The following is a 21,836-nucleotide window of genomic DNA, read 5'->3' as shown; positions in this document are numbered from 1 at the left end:
TCACACACAAGTTCATGTTCAAGCCCCGCCGGCCACGGGCTGCCCAGGCAGCACCGAGTCGCGAGGCCTCACGGCCACCATTTCGGGATCGCGCAGATCGATGCGCGCGAAACCGAGATCGAGGATTCGTTGTCGTTGATCGAGTTGATCCAATTGAATCAGCGCGGACTCTTCGTCAATGGCCGGAAGCTGGATCAGCGAACCATCTTTCAGGCGAAGGTCCCAGCGGCGGTCGTCGACGCGCACCAGCGCCTCCAGACGGTCACGCAGGCGCGGCCGCGCATTGACGGCCGGCAGGATGGCGCCGGCGGCCTGGTCCGCGCCCTGCCCCACCACCAGCGGCAACTGCGGGAAGCGCGCGGCGTCGGCCTCGCGGATGATGCGGCCCTCGCCGTCGATCACCCGCATCGCGCCGGAATGCTGCCAGACGGCCAGGGCCGGGCGCTCCTCGACGGAGATGAACACGGTGTCGGGCAGCAGGCGCACGACCTTGGCGGACTTGACCCAGCCCACGCCCTCGACGCGGGCGCGCAGGTCGGCCAGGTCCATGCCCAGGGTCGGCTGATCCTGGTACAGGGCCGTGGCGTTCATGATGTCGGCCTTCGCCATCGGCGAGGCGCCTTCGATGTGCACGGTCTTGAGCTTGAAGCCCATGTCGGCGAACTCGCCGTCGACGCCGCGCATCAGGGCCTGCCCCAGGCGCTCGATCCGGTGGCCGGTGGCCAGGGTGGCGACCAGGGCGACGACCAGCGCGCCGCCGGCCACGGTCAGGGCAAGGCGTGGCGACACGCCCACGCCCCCACGCGCGGCTTGCAGTTTCCCGGCCGGCGGCGCGGCGTTGCGCGCGCCCGGGCGGGCCTTCGGACTTGCGGGCGCTTCGGCCCGGGGGCGCGTTGGCTTACGCGGTCCCCCCCGCACTACCGCGGGCATAAGCGTCCTCCACGATCCAGAACACTAAACGATCAAACGAAACGCCGGTGTGGTCCGCCTGCTCGGGGACGAGCGAAGTGGGTGTCATGCCAGGCTGCGTATTGACCTCTAAAAGGACCAGAAGGTCGTTAATTCCGTCATAACGGAAGTCCGATCGAGTCACACCTCGGCAACCAAGAATTGCATGGCCAAGCTTGGCCAGATGCAGGGCCCGATCCCTTACGGCGTCGGGAATCGGGGCTGGAAGGACGTGGATCGAACCGCCTTCCGCGTACTTGGCGTCATAGTCATAGAAACCTGTGGACGGGCGGATTTCGGTGACCGCCAGGGCCCTGGGGCCCGTTACGTGGTTAAGAACCGCGACCGAAAGCTCGACGCCGGGCACGAACGGCTCGACCAGCACCTGGTCGCCGAACGCCCAGTCCGGCGCGGCCAATTCGCGCGGCGGCCCGTTGGCGCCCTCGGGGACGACGAACACCCCGACCGACGATCCCTCGGCGTTGGGTTTTACAATGTAGGGAGGCTGCATCACATGGTCGCGCGCGACATCGTGGCGATCGAACAATCCGCCGCCGGGCACGGGGATGCCGGCCGCCGCCAGCACCGCCTTCGACCGCGCCTTGTCCATCGCCAGGGCCGAGGCCAGGACGCCGGAGTGGGTGTAGGCCAGGCCCAGGGTCTCCAGCACGCCCTGCACGCACCCGTCCTCGCCCCAGCGGCCGTGCAGGCCGTTGAAGACTAGGTCGGGGTTCAGGGCGGTCAGGACCTGGGCGATGCCAGAGGGGAGGCTTGGACCGGGATCGATCCGGCTGACGCGGGCGCCCAGCCGCTCCAGCGCGTCGGCATAGGCGGCGCCCGTGGCGAAGCTGACCTCGCGCTCGGCCGAGGGGCCGCCGAGCAGGACGGCGATGTGTTGGTTGGCGAGAGGACGGGCTGGGGTCATGGACCGCAGCGGTAGCGGGGCGGTGTGGAGGGGCTAGGGAGAAAGGATGGAGCTTTGAGGCGCCCTCTCCCGCCTCCATCGCCCTCTCCCTTGGGAGAGGGAGGGACCCGCGCGAAGCGTGGGAGGGAGAGGGTTTACGCCCTTGATGACTTCACACCGACGCTCTGCCGGCACGCCGTCGGACGTCCAAACCCCTCACCCTCCCATTGCTGCGCAATGGGCCCCTCCCTCTCCCTATAGGAGAGGGCCTGAAGATCAGTGCGCCGGCGCGGCCGGGGCCGCGGCGCTCAGGGTCCGGAAGTCGATGTCGCTGTCGGCCACCAGATAGATGAAGCTGGCCCAGGCCGCGACGTTCTGCGCCAGTTCGTCCGGACGCACCTTGTTGAGGGTGTCGTCCATGGTGTGGTGGTAGTCGAAGTAGCGGCTGGCGTCCTGGTTCAGGGCGATCACCGGCACGCCCGACTCTTCCAGGCCCTCGATGTCGGCGCCGGCGTGGGCCGGCGGGTTGCGGTCCAGATAGATCTTCAGCGGCGCGATCACGCGGACGGCGGTCTGCATGGCCGGGTGGGCGGCCGACCCCTTGGGGATCTGCAGGCTGTAGATGCGGTCGGCGCCGGTGTCGCTCTCGCCGGCCAGGACGATCTTGGGCAGTTCGTCCTTGTGGGCGGCCAGATAGGCCTCCGACGAGCCGCCGCTTTCTTCCGAGCCGAACATCACCACGCGGATAGTGCGCTTGGGATGCTTGGGCAGGTCGCCGATCAGCTTGGCGGCGGCCGTGGTGATGGCGATGCCAGTGGCGTCGTCCAGGGCGCCGGTGCCGACGTCCCAGCTGTCCAGGTGGCCGCCGATGACGATCACCTCGTCGGGCTTTTCCGAGCCCTTGATCTCGCCCGAGATGTTCCAGGCCACGTCCTTGGGATCGACGCTGGAGTCCAGCTTCAGCTTGATGCGCAGCGGGCCCTTGGCGGCCAGGCGCTCCAGCTGCTCGGCTTCCGGCACGCCCAGAGCGGCGGCGGGGATGGTGGCGACCTGCTCGCCGAAGGCGGTGACGCCGGTGTGCGGGACGGTGGAGTCCGAGGTCGAGATCGAGCGGATCAGCACGCCGACCGCGCCGCGCTTGGCGGCCTCGACCGGGCCCGACCGGCGCGAGATGCCGGCCACGCCGTAGCCGGCGCCGTCCTGGGCGCGGACCATCGGCTGGGTGATGACCACGATCTTGCCCTTCACGGCGCTTTCCGGCGCGGCGATCAGCTCGGCGTAGGTCTTGAAGAGGGCCACCTCGGCCTCGACGCCGTTCGGGCCGGTCGGCACGGTGCGGCCGAGGCCCACGATGCTCAGCTTCATCGGGTAGGGAGCGACCAGTTCGGCGCTCTCCTCGCCGCGCGTCCACGACGGCTTGGCGAATTCCTCGACCTTGATGTTGGTGAAGCCCAGGGCCTTGAACTTGGCCACGCCCCAGTCCTTGGCGCGGGCCATGGCGGGCGAGCCGACCAGGCGCGGGCCGATGTTGGTGGTCAGGTCCTCGGTGACGTCCCAGGCGGTGCGGTCCAGCAGGGCCTTGTCGCGCAGGGCCTCGGCGGTCTTGGCGTCTTGGGCGTGAGAAGCGCCGGCCATCAAGGCGGAAACGGCGGCGGCGGTCAGCAGAGTGCGGAACAGGCGCATGGAGACTCCCTCGTTTGGGTTGTTCTCATAGCACCGCTCCGCGCCTGGAATAGGCAACAGCCGGATGAACTATCGGTAACCTTTGCTCCTCCCCCCGTGGGGGAGGTGTCGGCGTAGCCGACGGAGGGGGAAGTGGTCGGAAAGCAGGCAAAGCCTCGGGCGGACAGTAACGCTCCCCCCACCGGCGCTTCGCGCCGCCTCCCCCACAGGGGGAGGGACTTACTCCCCGGCCGGCCGCCCGATGCGCTTGATTTCCCAGTCAAGCTGCACGCCGGTCTTGGCCAGCACGTCGGCGCGGACGGTGTCGCCCAAGCCTTCCAGGTCGGCGGCGGTGGCCTCGCCGGTGTTGATCAGGAAGTTGCTGTGCAGGGGCGAGAACATCGCCCCGCCGTACAGGCGGCCGCGCCAGCCGGCGTCGTCGACCAGCTTCCAGGACGAATGACCCGGCGGGTTCTTGAACGTCGAGCCGCCGGTCTTCTCGCGGATCGGCTGGGTGGTCTCGCGGCGCTCGGTGATGGCGCGCATGCGGGACTTGATCTCCGACGGGTCGTCGGGAAGCCCCTCGAAGACGGCGTCCAGCACGATCAGCCCGGCGTCCTGCAGGGCGCTGTGGCGATAGGTGAAGTGCAGGTCGGCGGCGGTCATCTCGCGCACCTGGCCCTGGCGGTCCATGACCCGGGCCGAGACCAGGACGTTGGCGGTCTCCGAGCCATAGCAGCCGGCGTTCATGATCGTCGCGCCGCCGATGGTGCCGGGGATGCCGGCATAGAACTCCAGCCCGGCGATGCCGGCGTCGGCCGCCTTGCGGGCCAGGATGGCGTCGGGCACGGCGCTGCCGGCCTTGATGCGGTTGTCGCCCAGGGCCTCGACGGTGTTGAAGCCCTTGCCCAGCCGGATCACCACGCCCTCGACGCCGCTGTCGCGGACCAGCAGGTTGGAGCCCACCCCGATGGCCAGCACCGGCACGGCGGGGTCCAGGGCCTTCAGGAAGTCGGCCAGGTCCTGCTCGTCGGCCGGCAGGAACACCACGTCGGCCGGACCGCCGACCCGGAACCAGGTGAACGGCGCCAAGGCCTCGTCGACCAGCAGCTTGCCGCGAACGGCGGGGAGGTTGTCACGCCACGTCATGAATTCGCCTGAACCGCTAGAGCCGCGAAAGTGTCCGCGGCGGTGTCGAACCCTCCGGCTTCATTCGCCATGAGGTTGTAAAATCGATCTTCGATCGAGCATCTCGGGCAATCCGAGCCATGACCGTAGCCATGCGCTTCCTCGAAGGTCTCCAAGGCCGCTTGGCGCACGTCCCACTCCCGAGGATAGACATCACCAAACCAGGCGATGGCCTCATCGACGATCGCGGCGAGGCGCGGCAAGCCTATAGCACGGAACCCTGCGGCGGCCTCCGGCGCCAAGACACCTGTTGAGTTGCCGAAGAACTGCCCAAATCCGCCATTGCACACTTCGCTCTGAAGCCAGTGCGCCGCGAACAGGTGACGCGATGCTTCAGACATCGCCGCAAAACCCGAAAGGAACGCTTCCGGACCGTCATAGATGCTCACGACGCCCCAATGGGGCTCCACCAACTCCCAGTACGAATTGGGTCTGGCCATCGCGCTAGAGGCTCACTTGGCCAACGCTTCCAACTGGCCCGGCAGAGCGTAGGCCCAACTCGTGATGTCGCCCGCCCCCAGCAGCACGACCAGGTCGCCCGACTGGGCCTCCTGGGCGATCAGGGCCGGCAGGGCGGCGGGGCTTTCCAGCGGCAGGGCGCGGCGGTGGCCGAACTTCTTGAGGCCCTCGACCAGGTGGTCGCGGTCGACGCCCTCGATCGGCTGTTCACCGGCCGTATAGACGTCGGCGACGATCACCGTGTCGGCGTCGTTGAAGCACGAGCTGAACTCGGTCATCAGGTCGCGCAGGCGGGTGAAGCGGTGGGGCTGGACCACGGCGATCACCTTGCCGGCGCTGACCGCGCGGGCGGCCTTCAGCACGGCGGCGATCTCGACCGGGTGGTGGCCGTAATCGTCGACGACGCGGATCCCGTTGGCCACGCCCGTGGTGGTGAAGCGGCGCTTCACGCCGCCGAAGCCGGCCAAGCCGGCGCGGATGGCGTCGGCGTCGACGCCCAGCTCGCGGGCCACGGCCACGGCGGCGGTGGCGTTGAGCACGTTGTGATGGCCGGCCATCGGCATCTTCAGCCCGTCATAGCGGACCTGCTCGCCCGACAGCGGCGAGACGACGATGTCGAACTTGGCGCCCTCGGGGCCCATCTCGATGTTGCTGACGCGGACCTCGGCCTGCGGGTTGACGCCATAGGTGACCAGGCGGCGGTTCTCGATGCGCGAGGTCAGGGCCTGGACTTCCGGGTGGTCGATGCAGACCGCCGCGAAGCCGTAGAACGGGATGTTCTCGACGAAGTCGCGGAAGCCCTTCTTCACGGCGTCGAAGTCGCCCCAGTGGTCCAGGTGCTCGGCGTCGATGTTGGTGACGATGGCCACGGTGGACTTCAGCTTCAGGAAGCTTCCGTCGCTCTCGTCGGCCTCGACCACGATCCAGTCGCCCTCGCCGACCTTGGCGTTGGTGCCGTAGGCGTTGATGATCCCGCCGTTGACCACGGTGGGGTCCAGGGCGCCGGCGTCCAGCAGGGCCGCGACCATCGAGGTGGTGGTGGTCTTGCCGTGCGTGCCGCCGACGGCGACGGAAAACTGCAGGCGCATCAACTCGGCCAGCATCTCGGCGCGGCGCACCAGCGGCAGGCGCTTGTCGCGGCCGGCGGCCATCTCGACGTTGTCGGCCTTGATCGCCGTGGAATAGACGATGGCCGAAGCGCCTTCGACATTGGCCGCGTCCTGACCGATGAAGATGCGCGCGCCCAGCTTCTCCAGGCGCTCGGTATTGGCGCTGGCCTTGGCGTCGCTGCCCTGCACGGTGTAGCCGATGCGGATCATGATCTCGGCGATGCCGGACATGCCGATGCCGCCGATGCCGATGAAGTGCACGGGGCCGAGTTCGAAGGGGACGGGTCGTCGACGCTGGATCATCTGGCTCGATTAGACGATTTGGCGACGGGGTGAAACGGGATGTTTGGTGCAGATCGCGTGGATTTCCGTCTGGGACGAAGCGTGGCCGGGCTGGTCGGCGCCTTGACCGCCCTCGCCTCGCCTTCCCTGGCGCAGGCCCCGGCTTCTGCGCCGCTGGAACTGCGCTTGGCCGACGTCGGCCGCTTCGCCGCCTTCGTGGACATGAGCGGCGTCGCCTGGACGGGCCGCGTCGCCAAGCTGCGCGTGCTGCAGGTAACCGAGGAAGGCTTCACCGCCGGGACCGAGGCCTTCTGGGGCGGCTGGCGCTACGAGGTCCTCGACTGCGACGCCCGCACCATCGCCCACGCCGGCTTCTCCAGCGTGCGGGTGGGCGGCAAGGAGGGTCCCGTCAGCGGAGACTTGCGGCCAGCGGCGGCGATCCCGGCGGGGAGCGCGGATGAGGCGGTGGCCAAGGTCGTCTGTGACGGCTGGCGGCCTTATGCGGGCGTGGCGGTGGCGACGAATGTCGAAGAGGCGGTGAAGATCGGCCGGCCGCTGATCGCGACGGGCGCCGAGCCTTAGCGCGCCGTCTTCTCCACGAGGTCCGCCAGCTCCTCGGCCGCGTTCGGCTTGGCGACCGACCGCGCGCCCGCCGCCATGCGGCCCAGGCGTTCAGGGTCCTTGAGGAGGGCGTTCAAAGCGCCGGCCATGGCGTCGACGGTCAGTTCGTCTTCCAGGCACACGGCGGCGGCGCCGGCCTCTTCCAGCTGGCGGGCGTTGAAACGCTGGTGGTCGTCGGCGGCGATCTTCAGCGGGATCAGGATCGACGGCCGGCCGGCCACGGCCAGCTCGGTGCAGGTCGAGGCGCCGGAGCGGCCGATCACCAGGTGGGCCTGGCGCAGATAGCCGGCCATGTCGCGGAAGAACGGCGCGACCTCGCACTCGACCATGGCGTTGCGATAGGTCTTGCGGGCGCCCTCCATGCTCTCGGCGCGGGCCTGCTGGAACACCTTCAGGCGACCGCGCAAGTCCTCGGGCAGCTTGGCGACGGCCTCGGGGATTAGTTCGGACAGCAGGCGCGCGCCCTGGCTGCCGCCGGTGACCAGGATGCGCAGCTGCACCTCGGGCGGCAGGTAGGGCACGTCGTAGAGCGCGCGCACGGGCGGCCGCACGGGATTGCCCACTACGTGGACGCGGGCCTTCACGGCCGGCTTGGCCAGCTCCAGCGTCGGGAAGGCGCAGGCCACCTCGTTGACCTTGGGAGCCAGGTAGCGGTTCACGCGGCCCAGCACCGCGTTCTGCTCGTGGATCACCGTCGCGCGCTTCTGGCCCACGGCGGCCAGCAGGGCCGGCAGGGCGGGATAGCCGCCGAAGCCGACGACGACCGCCGGGTCCAGTCGCTTGAAGGCGGCCTTGGCCTGGTTCACGCCCTGCCAGACCGTGAGGCCGGCCTTGGCCATGCCGATGATGTCGCCGGCCTTGGCGGTGGCGGCCGACAGCGCCAGGCGCTCCTCGGCGGGGAACTTGTCGGCGTACAGCGCGCCGCGCTCGTCGGTGGCCAGCACGATGCGCCAGCCGCGCCCGGCCAGGGTCTCGGCCAGGGCCTGGGCGGGGAACAGGTGCCCGCCGGTGCCCCCGGCGGCGACGACTGCCAGCTTGCTCATTGAGATACGGCTCCGAAACGCGAGCGAATGACGGGCAAGGCGGCTCTCCTCTGGAGAGCTTATCCCAGGGCCCCCGCCTGATCGAACTCTCCCGCCCCGCCATAGGCCCCCGGACGCTTGCGCGTCAACGCCAGGGCCATGCCCAGCGTCAGGCCCATGGCCAGCATCGACGAGCCGCCATACGAGATGAAGGGCAAGGTCATGCCCTTGGTCGGGATCATGTTGAGGTTCACGGCCACGTTGATGAAGGCCTGCTGGCCCACCAGCACGAACAGGCCCGAGGCGGCCACCTGCTCGAAGGTGTCGGTCAGCTTCATGGCCTTGTAGAGCCCGCGCACCACGATGAAGGCGAACAGGGTGATCAGGGCCAGCGAGAACACCAGGCCGTATTCCTCGGCGGCGACCGAGTAGATGAAGTCGGTGTGCAGGTCGGGCACGTGTCGCTTCATCACGCCCTCGCCCGGGCCGCGCCCGAACAGGCCGCCGGCGTGGATGGCCTCGGCGGCGCGGGTGATCTGGTGGGTGTCGGCCTGGTCGGGGCTGAGGAACTTCTGCACCCGGGCATGGACGTGGTCGAACAGGAAATAGGTCGACATCAGCCCGCCGACCGCGACGGCGCCCAGGCCCATGATCCACGAGATCGGCACCCCGGCCATCCAGAAGGCGGCGCCGAAGGCGATGGTGATCAGCACGGTCTGGCCGACGTCGGGCTGGATCAGCAGCAGGGCGACGGCGACGAAATAGAGGAAGAAGGCGATCGACACGCCCGGCACGCCCTCGCCCTTCTGGCCCTCGGCGAACATCCAGGAGACCAGCACGATCAGGGCCGGCTTCATGAATTCGGACGGCTGGAAGGTGAAGCCGCCGATCAGCAGCCAGCGGGCCGCGCCCTTGGCGCTGTGGCCGATGAACGGCAGGGCCGCCATGACGCCGATGGCCGCCAGGTAGATGAAGAAGGCCGAGCGCCGGATGCCCTTGGGGCTGAGCATCGACACCGACAGCACGATGAAGGCCGCGCCCAGACCGAACACGCACTGGCGCACGGCGAAGTGGAACTGGTCGTCCAGGCCGATCCGCGCGGCGGCGGCCGGGCTTGAGGCGAACGACAGCAGCACGCCCACGGTGACCAGGATCGCGGTGGCGCCCAGCAGCCAGCGATCGGTCGTCCACCACCAGACGCCGAGCCGCGAACGGTCGGTGCGGGCGAAGGCGTGGGTGGTCTGGAACGTCATGGCCGGAGGGTCGGAGTTTAGGGTTAAGCGAGTGTTGCGGCGGAGCTTGCGGACAGTGTGGCGAATGGACTCGAACTTGCCCCCACCTGGCGGCTTCGCCGCCTGTCGCGGCGAGGGGGCGGAGGACGAAGAAAGCGCGGCGTCCTCTTCCCCCTCTGGGGGAAGACGGCCGAAGGCCCGTAGGGGGCAAGTGTTAGTCGCGCAAGACTAGGCCCTCTTGGCCGCCGGAGCCTTGCCCAGCCCGTTGACCGCCGCGCGGAACGCCTCGCCCCGTTGCTCGAAATCGGCGAACTGGTCGAACGAGGCGCAGGCGGGCGACAGCAGGACGATGGCCTCCTCGCCGGACGCCGCGGCGTCGGCATAGGCGGCGGCGACGGCGGTCTCGATGTCGCCGCACTGGCGCACCGGGGCCTTGCCCTCCAGGGTCCCGCCGAAGTCCTCGGCCGCCTGGCCGATCAGGTAGGCGGTGGCGACGCGCGGGAACAGGTCGGTCAGGTCGTCGATGCCGCCGGCTTTCGCGACGCCGCCGGCGATCCAGTAGAACTTGGGATAGGACGACATCGCCTGGCGGGCGGCGTCGGCGTTGGTGGCCTTGCTGTCGTTGACGAAGCGGACCTTGCCGATCTTGCCGACCGTCTCCATCCGGTGGGCCAGGCCCGGGAAGCTCATCAGGCCGTCGACGGCCTGGTGCGGCGGGATGCCCAGGGCGCGGGCGGCGGCGTAGGCGGCCGCGGCGTTCTGCCAGTTGTGGCGGCCCGGCAGGCTGCGGGCGCGAAGAAGATCGACCATCTCGGTCACCCGCTCGCCGGTGGCGTCGTACAGCACGCCCTGCAGGGCGTAGACGCCCCGGCCCATGGCCTTGCCGGCGCTGATCGGCCAGATGGTGCGGCGGTTGGCGGCGGTGATCTCGGTGCAGATCTGCTGGCACCACGGATCGTCGACGCCGATGATCGCGGTGTCGCCCTTGCCCTGGTTCAGGAAGATTCGGCGCTTGGCGGCGATGTAGCCGTCCATGCCGCCATGACGGTCCAGGTGGTCGGGCGAGATGTTCAGCAGCACCACGGCGTCGGGCTTGAGGCTCGAGGTCAGGTCCAACTGGTACGAAGACAGCTCCAGCACGTAGACCGCGCCGCCGTGCATGTCCTCCAGGCCCAGCACGCCCTCGCCGATATTGCCGCCCACCCGGGTGTCGCGCCCGGCCTGGCGGCACAGGTGGCCGATCAGGGCGGTCGTGGTCGACTTGCCGTTGGTGCCGGTGATGGCGATGATCTTGGGCTTCTTGTGCTCGGGCGCGGCGTTCACCGTGCGGGCGAACAGCTCGATGTCGCCCAGCACCTCGACCCCGGCGGCCTTGGCCTTGCCGACCGTCCAGTGCGGCTTGGGATGGGTCAGCGGCACGCCCGGCGACAGCATCAGGGCCGCGAACTGGCTCCAGTCGGCGGTCGACAGGTCGACCACGTTCAAGCCTTCGGCGACCGCCAGCTCGCGGCTGGCGGGCTTCTCGTCCCACAGCGCCACCTTGGCCCCGCCGGCGATCAGCGCGCGCGCGGCCGTCAGCCCCGTCCGGCCCAAGCCGAACACGGCGACGGTCTTGCCCTCGAAACCGCGGACCGGGATCATGGCGCGCCCTCTCCTATCTCAGCTTCAGGGTGGCGAGGCCGACGAAGCTGAGCATCATCGACACGATCCAGAAACGGACCACGACAGTGCTCTCGGCCCAGCCAAGCTTCTCGAAATGGTGGTGGATCGGCGCCATCAGGAAGACGCGCTTGCCGGTCCGCTTGAAGTAGGCGACCTGGATCATCACGCTCAGCGCCTCGGCCACGAACAGGCCGCCGACGATGCCCAGCACCAGCTCGTGCTTGGCGCAGACGGCGATCGCGCCCAGCGCGCCGCCCAGGGCCAGCGAGCCGGTGTCGCCCATGAAGATCTTGGCCGGCGGGGCGTTGTACCAGAGGAAGCCCATGCCCCCGCCGATGATCGCGCCGCAGACCACGGCCAGCTCGCCGACGCCGGGCACGAAGTGCAGGTTCAGATAGTCGGCGAACTTGAAGTTGCCCACCAGGTAGGCGATCAGGCCGAAGGTCGAGGCGGCGAACATCACCGGCACGATGGCCAGGCCGTCCAGCCCGTCGGTCAGGTTCACCGCGTTGGAGAAGCCGGCGATCGTGAAGGCGGCGAAGGCCACGTAGAACCAGCCCAGATTGATCACCAGGTTCTTCAGGATCGGGAAGACCACCGAGGTCTCCAGGCCGGCCGTCGACGGCGACTTGGGCGCGAAGACGATCAGCGCCACGGCCGCCAGGATCGAGACGATGAACTGGGCGATCAGCTTCTGGCCGCTGGAGAGGCCGGCGGTCGTCTGCTTGGTGACCTTGGCGTAGTCGTCCATGAAGCCCAGCACGCCGAAGGCCGCGGTGATGCCCAGCACCACCCAGACGTGGACGTTGCGCAGGTCGGCGAACAGTAGGGAGCCGACGAACAGGCCGGCCAAGATCATGAAGCCGCCCATGGTGGGCGTGCCGGCCTTCTCGGTGACGTGGCGGGCGATGCCGTCCGTGCGGATCGGCTGGCCCTTGCCCTGCTTGGCCTTCATCCAGCGGATGAAGCGCGAGCCCATCGCCACGGCCACGACATAGGCCGTCAGCATCGACATGCCGGTGCGGAAGGTCAGGTATTTCAGCAGGTTGAGGACCGGAACGTGCTCGTGCCCGCCCTGCGAGAGCCAAGTATAGAGGAAATACAGCATCAGCCCTGTCCCTGGAGGTCGAGCGCGCCCAAGGCGGCGGCCACGGCCCCTGCCTTCGATCCGTTCGATCCCTTCACCATCACCACGTCCCCCGGCCGCATCGCCGAAGCGACCTGGGGCGCGAGTTCGGCGGCAGTCTGGGCGTACGCGCCTCGCCGAGTCGGCGGAAGCGCTTCCCATAAAGATTTCATTAACGGTCCGGCGCAGAACACCAGATCGATGTCCGCGGCGGCGATCGGCGTGGCCAGGTCGCCGTGGAAACGGGCGCTCGTCGGGCCCAACTCCAGCATGTCGGTCAGGGCCACGATGCGCCGGCCGGCGACCTTGCGCGCGCCCAGGGTGGCCAGGGCGGCCTGCATCGAGACGGGGTTGGCGTTGTAGCTCTCGTCGACCAGGGTGAAGGTCCCGCCCGGCACATGGACGGTCTTCTCGGCGCCGCGGCCTTCGATCGGCTCGAACTCGGCCAGCGCCGCCAGGGCGGTCTCGCGGTCGACGTCCAGGGCCTCCAGCATCAGCAGCACGCACAGGCTGTTGAGCCCCCAGTGCACGCCGGTCTGCAGGATCGGGAAATGAAGGGTCTCGCCGCGCAGCACGGCGGTGATCTCGGCGCCGTTGGCGCCGGCGGCGAACACGGTCAGCTGGGCGGTGACGCCCTTGCCCGTGCCGAAGCTCCAGACCTGGGCGCCGGCCTTCTCGGCCTCGGCCTTCAGCAGCGGGAACCAGGGGTTGTCGGCGTTCAGCACGGCCACGCCGTTGGGCTCGATGCCCGCGAAGATCTCGGCCTTGGCGCGGGCGACGCCCTCCTCGCCGTCGGCGAAGTTCTCCAGGTGGACCGGGCCCACGGTGGTGATCGCGACGGCGTGCGGCCGGATGAAGTTCGACAGCGGCACGATCTCGTCGGCGTGGTTCATGCCGACCTCGAACACCGCCCGCTGGGTGTCGCGGGGCATGCGGGCCAGGGTCAGCGGCACGCCGATGTGGTTGTTGTACGACTTGACCGAGGCGTGGGCCTTGCCCGCCCGGCGCAGGCCCGCCTCGACGGCGCGGGTGACGCTGGTCTTGCCGACCGAGCCGGTCACCGCGCCGCGCCGAACTTGGGGCGCGCGCTCACGGGCGGCGACGCCCAGGCGCTCCAGCGCCATGAAGGTGTCCTCGACCAGCACCGCCGGAACCGCGACGGGCTTGGAGATCAGCGCCCCAGCCGCTCCCTTGTCGGCGGTCTGGACGACGAACTCATGGCCGTCCCGCGCGCCGGTCAGGGCCACGAACAGGTCGCCGGGTTCGATGCTGCGGCTGTCGATCGACACGCCGGTGGCCTCGAAGTCGGCCAGCACCTGGCCGCCGGTGGCGGCGGCGATCTCGTGGGCGGTCCAGAGCGCGCTAGACATGAGCCGCCTCCAGCGCCTGGGCGGTTTCGGTCACGTCGTCGAACGGATGGTTCACGCCGGCCACCAGTTGGCCCTGCTCGTGGCCCTTGCCGGCCACCACCAGCACGTCGCCGTCGGCCAGCAGCGATGCGCCGACCCGGATGGCCTCGCGGCGGTCGCCGTACTCCTTCGCGCCCGGCGCCGCAGCCAGGATGGCGGCGCGGATCGAGCCGGGCTCTTCCGAGCGGGGATTGTCGTCGGTGACGATCGCCACGTCGGCCAGGCGCGCGGCGATCTCGCCCATCAGGGGACGCTTGCCGCGGTCGCGGTCGCCGCCGGCCCCGAACACCACGATTAGCTTGCCGCGCGTGTGAGGACGCAGGGCCGCCAGCACGGTCTCCAGTCCGTCGGGGGTGTGGGCGTAGTCGACATAGGCCTCGCCGCCGCGCGCGCCGGTCCCGACCCGCTGCAGCCGGCCGGCCGCGCCCTCGAGGTGTTCAAGCGCGGCGATCGTCGCGTCGAGGTCCTCGCCGGTGGCCAGGACCAGACCCGCCGCGACCAGCACGTTGGAGGCCTGGAAATCACCGGCCAGCGGCAGCAGCACGTCGAACTCGCGGCCCTGGGCGGCGATCTTCAGGCGCTGGCCCTGCGGCACGGGCGTGCGCGAGACCAGCGTCAGCCCCTGCCCTTCGTGGCCGACCGACAGGATCGTCTGGCCGGACGTGACGGCGGCCGAGGCGAAGGCCGGGAAGGCGTCGCTGTCGGCGTTCAGCACGGCGGTGCGGGCGCGCGGCAGCAGGGTCTCGAACAGCCGCAGCTTGGCCGCCCGGTAGCAGCCCATGGTGCCGTGATAGTCCAGGTGGTCCTGGGTGAAGTTGGTGAAGCCGGCGGCGGCCAGGCGCACGCCGTCCAGGCGGCGCTGGTCGATGCCGTGCGACGAGGCCTCGACGGCCAGGTGGGTGACGCCCATGCCCGCCAGCTTGGCCATCATCTCGGCGACGTCGGCGGCGTCCGGCGTGGTCAGGCCCGGCGGGGTCAACTGTTGGTCCGGAACGCCCGGCGCGCTGACCACGACGCCCAGGGTGCCCATGCTGGCGGCCTTGCGGCCCAGCCGGGCGTAGATCTGACGGGCGAAGCCGGCCACCGAGGTCTTGCCGTTGGTGCCGGTCACCGCCACGCAGGTCTCCGGCTGCTCGGCCCAGAACTGGGCGGCGGCCAGGGCGTAGGCGCGGCGCAAGTCGCCGGCGTGGACGGCCGGGACCGACAGGCCCTCGACGTCGTCCGGCGCCAGCACGGCGGCCGCGCCCGAGGCGATCGCGCCGGGGATGAAGCTGCGGCCGTCGGCCTTGCTGCCCGGCAGGGCCGCGAACAGGAACCCTTCACGCACCTTGCGGCTGTCGGCGGTGACCCCGGTGATCACGGGATCGACCTCGCACGGCCGGTTCAGGATCTGTGAAAGGGTCTTGCTCAAAGTCCCGCCTCCGAAGCGGCTTGCGGCTTCTGGGCCACGGTGAAGATGTCGGTCTGCCGGCGGACGCCGAGGAACGGGGCGATGCGGTCGATAACACGGCCGGCGGCCGGCGCGGACACCCAGCCGCCGGTCGAGAAGCCATGGGTCTTGGCGTTGCCCTTGGGCTCGTCCAGCAGCACCAGCACGAAATAGCGATCGGCCTCGAGCGAGCCCTCGGTCGGGAAGACGGCCGCGAACGACGAGACCTGGCGCTGGTGGTTATAGCCCCGGATCGCCGGATCGTACTTCTCGCCGGTGCCGGTCTTGCCGCCGACCGACAGGCCCGGGATGTTGGCCGACTTGCCGCTGCCGCCGGTGACGTTGGCGCGCATGATCCGCAGCATCTGCATCGAGGTCTCTTCCGAGACCGCGCGCGGGCCTTCGGGACGCACGCCCTGGGCCATCTTGTGGATGGTCAGCGGCTGCAGCGTGCCGCCGTTCAGCAGCGCGCCCATCGCTTGAGCGAGCGCCAGGGGCGAGACGTTGATGCCGTGCCCGAACGAGGTGGAGGCCACCGCGTCGTCGTCCCACTTCTTCGGCGTCAGCGGACGGGCCGACTCCAGCAGCTCGACCTTGGCCGGGCGGGTCAGGCCCAGGGCGTTGAAATAGTGGCTCAGTCGCGGGCCGCCGATCCGCTCGGCCAGGATGGCCGTGCCGATGTTGGACGACTCCTGGAAGACCTCGACCAGGGTCAGGATCCGGCGGGTGGCGTGGAAGTCGTGGATCGTCCGGTAGCCCAGCTTGAAAGGCTCGCGGGCGTCGAAGGTCGAGGCCGGGGTGGCCGCGCCGGTGTCCAGGCCGATGGCCACGGTGAAGGCCTTGAACGTCGAGCCCATCTCGTAGACCGAGGCGGCGGCGTGATTGGTCATCTGCTCGCTGGACGCCTGGTTCAGCTGGTTCGGGTCGTAGTCCGGGAAGCTGGTCAGGCCCAGGATCTCGCCGGTGTGGACGTTGGTGACGATACCCACCGCGTCCTTGGCCTGGAACTCGATCGCGGCCTTGCGGACCTCGTCCTCGAGAGCGGCCTGGACGCGCAGGTCGATCGACAGCGGGATCGCGCCGTCCGGCCCCTTGGCCGAGGCCTCGCGCACCGACTTGTCCAGGGCCTTCTCGGCGCCGGACAGGCCCTTGCCGCCCTTGTCGACGAAGCCGATGAAGTGGGCGGCGCTGGAGCCCAGAGGATAGACCCGGCGGGCCTGCTCCTCGAACTCGACGCCCGGCAGGCCCAGGTCGAAGATCGCGTCCTTCTCGGCCGGGGTCATGCCGCCGACCACGAAGCTGCGGCGATCCGAGAACACCGCCTGGTCCAGGCGCTTGGCCGGCACGTCGGGCAGGGCCTTGGCCAGGGCCTTGCGCGTGGCCTTGGCGTCCCAGACGTCCTTGGGGTCGATGTAGAGGGCGTAGTGGGTCAGGTCGACGGCCAGCAGCTGGCCGTTGCGGTCGACCAGGTCGCCCCGCGCCCCGTCGGTCGAGGCCAGATAGCCGTTGCCGCCCACCTTGGAGAACACCGCCGCCCAGGTCGCGCCCAGGGCCAGCACGGTGAAGGCCAGGCCGAAGATGGCCATGACGAAGAAGATGCGGATGCGGGTGTCGTCTTCGGGACGGGCGGCGGCGCGCGAGCGCTCGAAGGCGTGCTCCAGCCGCCAGACCCGTTCGATCAGCCAGCGCCAGGCCGCGGGCGCGCCGCCGGGGGCGAGATTGGCGAGGCTCATCGCGGAACCTCCGCCGAAGCGGGTTGGCTCGTAGAAAGCTCGGGGGCCGGATAGTCGTCGGGCGTCGCCTCGGGCGCCTCGGCCGAGGCCGCCTCGTTGTTCACCGCCGCCGTCGGCGAGGCCGGGGCGTGGGCGGCCGGGGCGTGGCGCGCGACGTCGATCAGGGCGTCCTCGGTGGTCTCGTGCTCGGGGCTGATCGGAGCCAGCCCCAGCTGCAGGGCGTACTGCTCGATGCGGCGCGGCTGCTCCAGGAACGCGACCTCGGCCTTGAGCAGGCGGACGCGGGCCTTCTCGTCGACGATCTGCTCCTCGACCGAGGCGATCTGGGCGCGCTCGCGGCCGGCGAAGGTCTTGGCCATGTAGACGCCCAGGACCAGGATCAGCAGGATGGTCAGGCAGACCAGCTCGACGACCCGGAAGCCCCGCACGCGGCGGTCGAAGATGCTCGCCAGGCTCATGCGGCGCTCCACACGGGAGCCGTCGTGCGCACGGCGGCGCGCAGCTTGGAGGACCGGGCGCGCGGATTGACCGCCAGCTCGGCTTCGCCGGGCGCGATGGCCTTGGACGAGATCAGCTGGAAGCTTGGCGGGGCGCCGGCCTCGACCGGCGGCAGGTGACGCGACCCACCGGGCGTGCGGCCGGCCCGCTCGGCCAGGAAATTCTTGACGATGCGGTCTTCCAGCGAATGGAAGGTGACCACCGCCAGGCGACCGCCCGGCTTCAGCACGCGCTCGGCGGCCACGAGGCCCGCCTCCAGCTCTTCCAGCTCGGCGTTGACCGCGATCCGCAGGCCCTGGAACGAACGGGTGGCGGGATGGACCTTGGCGCCCTTGCGGCCGCCCAGAGCGCGCTCGATCACGTGGGCCAGGTCCAGGGTGCGGGTGAACGGACGCTCGCCCCGGCGCTTGACGATGAAGCTGGCGATGCGGCGCGAGGCGTGCTCCTCGCCGTAGACGTAGAGGATGCGGGCCAGCTCGACCTGATCCAGTTCGTTGACCAGATCGGCGGCGGTCGGGCCGTCGGCGCCCATGCGCATGTCCAGCGGACCGTCGCGCATGAAGGAGAAGCCGCGCTCAGCCTCGTCGAGCTGCATGGAGGAAACGCCAAGATCCAGGGTGACGCCGTCCAGCGACGCATCCTCGAAATACTCGGTGATTTGCGAAAAGCGGTCCTGAATTAGACGAAAGCGACCATCCGTCGCGGCGAATTCGCCCGTGAAACGCTGGACGCTGGGATCGCGGTCGAAAGCGGTGACCGAAGCGCCCGTGGCGAGAATGGCGCGGGTGTAGCCGCCGGCCCCGAAGGTGCCGTCGATGACCATGTCGCCGGGGCCCGAGGCCAGGGCGCCGACCACTTCGTCGAGCAGCACCGAGACGTGCGGCGCGCCGGGCTCCGGAAGGGCTTCGAGATCGCTCACGCCACGCCCCCGATCCGGGCGGTGCGCTGTTGGGCGCGCATGGCGGCCAGGCCGTCGCGGGCCAGTTCGCGCTGGGCGGCGCGGTGGGCCTGGAAGGCCTCGCGCGACCAGATCTGGAACCGCTCGCCCAGGCCGACCACCGCGACCCAGTCGGTCAGGCCGAACATCTCGCACAGGGTGTCGGGCAGCGTGATCCGGCCGGCGGTGTCGAACGACAGCCGCGCCATGCCGCCCAGGACGCTGGTCTCCAGCGCCGAGCGCAGCGGATCGCCGAACGGCAGCTCGTCGATCACGCCCTGGTAACGATCAAACAGGCTTTTTCCGCCAGCCTCGAGGCAATCGGCCTCGATGGAGGGGAAGCAGAAGATCCCGTCGAACGGACCCGAGAGCGCGGCGCGGAAGTCCTGCGGCACAACGATGCGCCGCTTGCTGTCCAGCTGCTTCTCGAACGTCGAGAGAAACACCTCGCCTACCCCTGTTTAAGCCCGCCGCCGGACGCCCTGCCACGATCGCTCCGGCAGAAGTGGGTTAACATGGGATTGATTGGGACACAATGACACCAACGGCCGTTTGGCCGTCAAAACAAAGGTGTCACGGAGCTCTTTCACAGAGCCTCAGAATCTATCCACAGAACATACATGGAACTTGTTAAGAATTGGCGCGCGCTAGACTCTGCGCGAGGCCCTTGCGGACAAGGGAACCCATGGCCGCGCTGTCGACGTCTTGGGGAGAAGTGGGGCCGGAACCCACTTTTTCGCGATCCCCGCCACGGGGATCAATGGACCAGATGGTCTGTAAGCCGGGTTCTGTCTGACGCCCGCCCCTCCCGAAAGAAAGACGACCGCGAGACGGCCATTCCTCTGGACCGCCCATCGCTGGACGGTTCTCGCGACCTACCCGGACCCTCTCAGCCAGTGACGGCCTATCCGACGCGAGGCCGGCGCGGGGTCCCTATTCGGTCTTGCTCCAGGCGGGGCTTGCCATGCCGTCCCTGTTGCCAGGTCCGCGGTGGGCTCTTACCCCACCCTTTCACCCTTCCCGCCCCGTAGGGAGGAGGTTTGCTTTCTGTGGCGCTATCCCTGGGATCGCTCCCGGCGGGCGTTACCCGCCGCCTTGTCACCGTGGAGCCCGGACTTTCCTCGACATCCAAGGATGCCGCGGCCGCCCGACCATCTGGTCCGGGGCCTAAGTGACGCTCCGGGGCTCCGGGGTCAAGCGTTGTGCGTCTTCATCAGTCCCGCGACCGGATGCTTGCCCAGCGCCTTGACCACGCCGGCGCGGTCGGCGGCGGTCTTGTTCTGCGACAGCTTCCACGTCCCTTCCAGCCGCTCGACGCTGAGCCGGCAGCCGATGATGCCGCGCATCATGGTCTCGAAGCGGCCGGGGCTCATCTTGTCGCGGGTCCAGGGCGTCTTGGGCGCGAGGCGCGCCTCCTCCTGGGCCGAGAGGTCGTCGAGCAAGCTCACGAACTCGGCGTCGCTGAGCGGCGCGACCAGGCCCTCGGCCTCGGCCGAGACGTAGTTCCAGGTCGGGACCTGGTCCTCGCTTCCGTACCAGTCGGGGCTGACATAGGCGTCCGGCCCGGTCGCCAGGGCCACGGCGCGGAAGCCAGCGACCACGAACGGCGCCAGGGCGTTGCCGCGCGAGAGGTGGAAGTCCAGGGCCACCTCGCCGAAGTCCAGCTCGCGCACCACCACCGGCGCCTGGGCCGTGAACGGGCGACCGCCCACCGCCGCCGCGATCGTCACGAACGGATTGGCCCGGAAGAAGGCCAGCAGCGTCTCGCGGTCGTCGACGTGGAACGGCTTGGCCGGATGCATCAGCCGGCGGCCCGCAGCAGGGCCACCAGCCGCGCCCGGGTCTCGCCGTCGGCCACGCCGTCGAAGCGGGCCTGCAGCCAGTGACGCTGGAAGGCGGCGACCACGGTCGCGGTCCACTCGTCGTACTTGCCCGACGGCGCGCAGTTGTAGCCCAGGCGGGTCAGGCCGGCCTGAAGCGCGAACACGCCGGTCCCCTCCTCGCCCTGGCCCAGCGGCGCGCCGGGCGACGGCGGCGGCTCGACCCACAGGCCATGGCCGGCCTCGGCCAGACGCTTCCAGGGGAACAGCTCGCCCGGGTCGATCTTGCGGCCGGGGGCGATGTCGGAATGGCCGATGATCATGTCGTCGTCGATCGTCCAGCGCGAGCGGACGTCGGCCAGCAGGTTGATCACCGCGGCGATCTGGGCGTCCGGGAACGGGCGGTAGCCGAACTCGTGGCCGGGATTGACGATCTCGATGCCGATCGAGGCCGAGTTGATGTCCTTGACGCCCTTCCAGAAGGCGGCCCCGGCGTGCCAGGCGCGGCGCTCCTCGGGCACCAGGCGGAAGACCCGGCCATCCTCCTCGACCAGGTAGTGGGACGAGACCTTGGCCTCCGGATCGCACAGCCGCGCCAGGGCGGCCGGGCCGGTCTCCATGCCGGTATAGTGCAGGATGACGCAATCGGGCACGGACTTGCGCGCGTCGAAGTTCGGCGACGGGGCGTCGATCACCATCATTGAGAGCGGTTCCTGGTCAGCATCAGCAGCGGCATCACCTGGTTCTTGCGCAGGGCGATGATCAGCACACCCACTAGCGCGAGGAGCGTGCCGATTCCCATCCGGACGTCGAAATGATCGTGCGTGATCAGGACGCCCAGGCCAATGGTCATCAGCGGGGTCATCAGGGTCAACGGCGCGACCAGGTTGGCGTCATGACGCTGGATCAGGCCGTAATAGGCCGTGTGGGCCAGGACCGAGACCACCAGGGCCGAGAACACCACCGCCGCCACGAACGGCCAGCCGGCCGCCAGGGCCAGGCCGGGACCGCCCGGCTCGCCGGCCAGGCTCATCAGGGCCAGGGGCGCGACCGAAGTGGCGCCGACCCAGGCCTGGAACTGCAGCGGCTTGACCCCCTCGATCTGCTTCATCATCACCGCGCCCAGCGAGCCGGTGAAGGCCGAGGCGACGATGAACCACAGGCCCGGCGACAGCTGCAGGCCGTGCGGGTTCCACATCACCACCACCGCGCCCGACAGGGTCAGGGCGATGCCCAGGCCGCGCTTCCAGCGCACCTTCTCGCCCAGCATCAGCATCGACAGGATGGTCGTGAACGGCACGCCCAGCTGGATCACCACCGCCGAGGCCGAGGGCGAGGCGGTCTTGAAGCCCATGAACAGCAGGGCGAAATTGCCCGCTCCCATCAGCAGGCCCACGGTCACGATCCGCCAGGTCGGACGCGGCGCGGGCAGCAGCCACGGCAGGGTCACCGCCGCGACGATGGCGAAACGCACCGCCGCATAGAACAGCGGCGGCACGCCCCAATGGGCGACCACGATCTTGGAGATGATGTTGTTGCAGGCCCAGACCAGACAGACCAGGACCAGCACGCCGAAGTCGCGCAGGGACATGGGGAGACCGCATACGCGGCTCGAACACCTGTTTGCAATGAAAAGCCGGGGGGCCATGCACTTGTGCGTGTCCCCAACTCAGGCTCCGTGCGTCCGATGGGGACACGCACAAGTGCACGGCCCCTGCGCACCGCGGTTGACGGACGGCCTAAACGGTCGTTTGCTGGTGAACAATGTTCACATACGCGAGCGTCCGGACCACCG

20 protein-coding genes and 1 other RNA gene are annotated in these 21,836 nt (G+C 69.5%); 1 reads left to right on the top strand and 20 read right to left on the bottom strand.

Features of this window, described 5'->3' with window-relative positions:
• Positions 1–18: 18 nt before the first annotated feature.
• From AC1DMQ_RS22175 to murC, 6 genes are all read right to left on the bottom strand, one after another.
• Positions 19–930 carry a cell division protein FtsQ/DivIB gene (locus tag AC1DMQ_RS22175; RefSeq protein WP_477035705.1) on the bottom strand — a complete coding sequence of 304 codons (912 nt, stop codon included), beginning with the start codon at positions 928–930 and terminating at the stop codon, positions 19–21.
• Positions 899–1,873: a D-alanine--D-alanine ligase gene (locus AC1DMQ_RS22170; protein ID WP_477035704.1), complete on the bottom strand. Its 975-nt coding sequence runs from the start codon at positions 1,871–1,873 to the stop codon at positions 899–901. The genes AC1DMQ_RS22175 and AC1DMQ_RS22170 overlap by 32 nt, the downstream gene beginning before the upstream one ends.
• A 255-nt stretch (positions 1,874–2,128) precedes the next feature.
• Positions 2,129–3,535, bottom strand: a complete 1,407-nt coding sequence (locus AC1DMQ_RS22165) for a M28 family peptidase (protein ID WP_477035703.1) — start codon at positions 3,533–3,535, stop codon at positions 2,129–2,131.
• A gap of 219 nt (positions 3,536–3,754) precedes the next feature.
• Positions 3,755–4,663 carry a UDP-N-acetylmuramate dehydrogenase gene (gene murB / locus AC1DMQ_RS22160; protein WP_477035702.1) on the bottom strand — a complete coding sequence of 303 codons (909 nt, stop codon included), beginning with the start codon at positions 4,661–4,663 and terminating at the stop codon, positions 3,755–3,757.
• The gene (locus AC1DMQ_RS22155) at positions 4,660–5,091 is read right to left on the bottom strand and encodes a DMP19 family protein (protein ID WP_477035701.1); all 432 of its coding nucleotides are present in this window, start codon (positions 5,089–5,091) and stop codon (positions 4,660–4,662) included. The genes murB and AC1DMQ_RS22155 overlap by 4 nt, the downstream gene beginning before the upstream one ends.
• Before the next feature lie 63 nt (positions 5,092–5,154).
• A complete protein-coding gene (gene murC / locus AC1DMQ_RS22150) occupies positions 5,155–6,573 on the bottom strand; it encodes a UDP-N-acetylmuramate--L-alanine ligase (RefSeq protein WP_477035700.1) in 1,419 nt (472 codons plus the stop codon).
• Between the two features lie 57 nt (positions 6,574–6,630).
• Between murC and AC1DMQ_RS22145 the strand changes: the two genes are divergently transcribed.
• Complete coding sequence (locus AC1DMQ_RS22145; RefSeq protein WP_477035699.1) at positions 6,631–7,134, top strand: hypothetical protein; 504 nt, start codon at positions 6,631–6,633, stop codon at positions 7,132–7,134.
• Here AC1DMQ_RS22145 and murG read toward each other — a convergent pair.
• The 14 genes from murG to AC1DMQ_RS22075 form a co-directional block, all read right to left on the bottom strand.
• A complete protein-coding gene (murG, locus tag AC1DMQ_RS22140) occupies positions 7,131–8,216 on the bottom strand; it encodes an undecaprenyldiphospho-muramoylpentapeptide beta-N-acetylglucosaminyltransferase (RefSeq protein WP_477035698.1) in 1,086 nt (361 codons plus the stop codon). The genes AC1DMQ_RS22145 and murG overlap by 4 nt on opposite strands.
• A gap of 59 nt (positions 8,217–8,275) precedes the next feature.
• The gene (ftsW, locus tag AC1DMQ_RS22135) at positions 8,276–9,448 is read right to left on the bottom strand and encodes a putative lipid II flippase FtsW (RefSeq protein ID WP_477035697.1); all 1,173 of its coding nucleotides are present in this window, start codon (positions 9,446–9,448) and stop codon (positions 8,276–8,278) included.
• Positions 9,449–9,655: 207 nt separating this feature from the next.
• Positions 9,656–11,068, bottom strand: a complete 1,413-nt coding sequence (gene murD / locus AC1DMQ_RS22130; RefSeq protein WP_477035696.1) for a UDP-N-acetylmuramoyl-L-alanine--D-glutamate ligase — start codon at positions 11,066–11,068, stop codon at positions 9,656–9,658.
• Positions 11,069–11,081: 13 nt separating this feature from the next.
• Positions 11,082–12,197, bottom strand: coding sequence for a phospho-N-acetylmuramoyl-pentapeptide-transferase (mraY, locus tag AC1DMQ_RS22125; protein WP_477035695.1), 1,116 nt, complete (start codon positions 12,195–12,197; stop codon positions 11,082–11,084).
• Positions 12,197–13,585, bottom strand: coding sequence for a UDP-N-acetylmuramoyl-tripeptide--D-alanyl-D-alanine ligase (locus AC1DMQ_RS22120; protein ID WP_477035694.1), 1,389 nt, complete (start codon positions 13,583–13,585; stop codon positions 12,197–12,199). Before AC1DMQ_RS22120 ends, mraY begins: the two co-directional genes overlap by 1 nt.
• The gene (locus AC1DMQ_RS22115; protein ID WP_477035693.1) at positions 13,578–15,035 is read right to left on the bottom strand and encodes a UDP-N-acetylmuramoyl-L-alanyl-D-glutamate--2,6-diaminopimelate ligase; all 1,458 of its coding nucleotides are present in this window, start codon (positions 15,033–15,035) and stop codon (positions 13,578–13,580) included. Before AC1DMQ_RS22115 ends, AC1DMQ_RS22120 begins: the two co-directional genes overlap by 8 nt.
• Positions 15,032–16,786: a peptidoglycan D,D-transpeptidase FtsI family protein gene (locus AC1DMQ_RS22110; protein WP_477035692.1), complete on the bottom strand. Its 1,755-nt coding sequence runs from the start codon at positions 16,784–16,786 to the stop codon at positions 15,032–15,034. The genes AC1DMQ_RS22115 and AC1DMQ_RS22110 overlap by 4 nt, the downstream gene beginning before the upstream one ends.
• Positions 16,783–17,244 (bottom strand): cell division protein FtsL, encoded by a 462-nt coding sequence (gene ftsL, locus AC1DMQ_RS22105; RefSeq protein ID WP_477035691.1) that lies wholly within the window; start codon positions 17,242–17,244, stop codon positions 16,783–16,785. Before ftsL ends, AC1DMQ_RS22110 begins: the two co-directional genes overlap by 4 nt.
• A complete protein-coding gene (rsmH, locus tag AC1DMQ_RS22100) occupies positions 17,241–18,203 on the bottom strand; it encodes a 16S rRNA (cytosine(1402)-N(4))-methyltransferase RsmH (protein ID WP_477035690.1) in 963 nt (320 codons plus the stop codon). Before rsmH ends, ftsL begins: the two co-directional genes overlap by 4 nt.
• Positions 18,200–18,667, bottom strand: a complete 468-nt coding sequence (locus tag AC1DMQ_RS22095; protein WP_477035689.1) for a division/cell wall cluster transcriptional repressor MraZ — start codon at positions 18,665–18,667, stop codon at positions 18,200–18,202. The genes rsmH and AC1DMQ_RS22095 overlap by 4 nt, the downstream gene beginning before the upstream one ends.
• Before the next feature lie 315 nt (positions 18,668–18,982).
• An RNA gene (rnpB, locus tag AC1DMQ_RS22090) (RNase P RNA component class A) lies at positions 18,983–19,380 on the bottom strand.
• A 34-nt stretch (positions 19,381–19,414) separates the two neighbouring features.
• Positions 19,415–20,023, bottom strand: coding sequence for an FMN-binding negative transcriptional regulator (locus tag AC1DMQ_RS22085; RefSeq protein WP_477035688.1), 609 nt, complete (start codon positions 20,021–20,023; stop codon positions 19,415–19,417).
• Entirely contained in the window at positions 20,023–20,742 is a 720-nt protein-coding gene (locus AC1DMQ_RS22080; protein WP_477035687.1) for an N-acetylmuramoyl-L-alanine amidase, read from the bottom strand. Before AC1DMQ_RS22080 ends, AC1DMQ_RS22085 begins: the two co-directional genes overlap by 1 nt.
• A complete protein-coding gene (locus AC1DMQ_RS22075; protein ID WP_477035686.1) occupies positions 20,739–21,632 on the bottom strand; it encodes a DMT family transporter in 894 nt (297 codons plus the stop codon). The genes AC1DMQ_RS22080 and AC1DMQ_RS22075 overlap by 4 nt, the downstream gene beginning before the upstream one ends.
• Positions 21,633–21,836 lie beyond the last annotated feature (204 nt).

Source organism: Caulobacter sp. 05L422, from assembly GCF_056397765.1.
Note: the sequence above shows the minus strand (reverse complement) of the source record. Positions and strands in the feature narration are given on the sequence as shown.

Bases quoted from the DNA above. Each gene is read 5' to 3' on its own strand.
- murB (WP_477035702.1), bottom strand. From the start codon at position 4,663: ATGACGTGGCGTGACAACCTCCCCGCCGTTCGCGGCAAGCTGCTGGTC.
- AC1DMQ_RS22075 (WP_477035686.1), bottom strand. From the start codon at position 21,632: ATGTCCCTGCGCGACTTCGGCGTGCTGGTCCTGGTCTGTCTGGTCTGG.
- AC1DMQ_RS22170 (WP_477035704.1), bottom strand. From the start codon at position 1,873: ATGACCCCAGCCCGTCCTCTCGCCAACCAACACATCGCCGTCCTGCTC.
- AC1DMQ_RS22120 (WP_477035694.1), bottom strand. From the start codon at position 13,585: ATGTCTAGCGCGCTCTGGACCGCCCACGAGATCGCCGCCGCCACCGGC.
- AC1DMQ_RS22165 (WP_477035703.1), bottom strand. From the start codon at position 3,535: ATGCGCCTGTTCCGCACTCTGCTGACCGCCGCCGCCGTTTCCGCCTTG.
- AC1DMQ_RS22110 (WP_477035692.1), bottom strand. From the start codon at position 16,786: ATGAGCCTCGCCAATCTCGCCCCCGGCGGCGCGCCCGCGGCCTGGCGC.
- AC1DMQ_RS22175 (WP_477035705.1), bottom strand. From the start codon at position 930: ATGCCCGCGGTAGTGCGGGGGGGACCGCGTAAGCCAACGCGCCCCCGG.
- murD (WP_477035696.1), bottom strand. From the start codon at position 11,068: ATGATCCCGGTCCGCGGTTTCGAGGGCAAGACCGTCGCCGTGTTCGGC.
- AC1DMQ_RS22080 (WP_477035687.1), bottom strand. From the start codon at position 20,742: ATGATGGTGATCGACGCCCCGTCGCCGAACTTCGACGCGCGCAAGTCC.
- ftsL (WP_477035691.1), bottom strand. From the start codon at position 17,244: ATGAGCCTGGCGAGCATCTTCGACCGCCGCGTGCGGGGCTTCCGGGTC.
- murG (WP_477035698.1), bottom strand. From the start codon at position 8,216: ATGAGCAAGCTGGCAGTCGTCGCCGCCGGGGGCACCGGCGGGCACCTG.
- murC (WP_477035700.1), bottom strand. From the start codon at position 6,573: ATGATCCAGCGTCGACGACCCGTCCCCTTCGAACTCGGCCCCGTGCAC.
- AC1DMQ_RS22085 (WP_477035688.1), bottom strand. From the start codon at position 20,023: ATGCATCCGGCCAAGCCGTTCCACGTCGACGACCGCGAGACGCTGCTG.
- ftsW (WP_477035697.1), bottom strand. From the start codon at position 9,448: ATGACGTTCCAGACCACCCACGCCTTCGCCCGCACCGACCGTTCGCGG.
- mraY (WP_477035695.1), bottom strand. From the start codon at position 12,197: ATGCTGTATTTCCTCTATACTTGGCTCTCGCAGGGCGGGCACGAGCAC.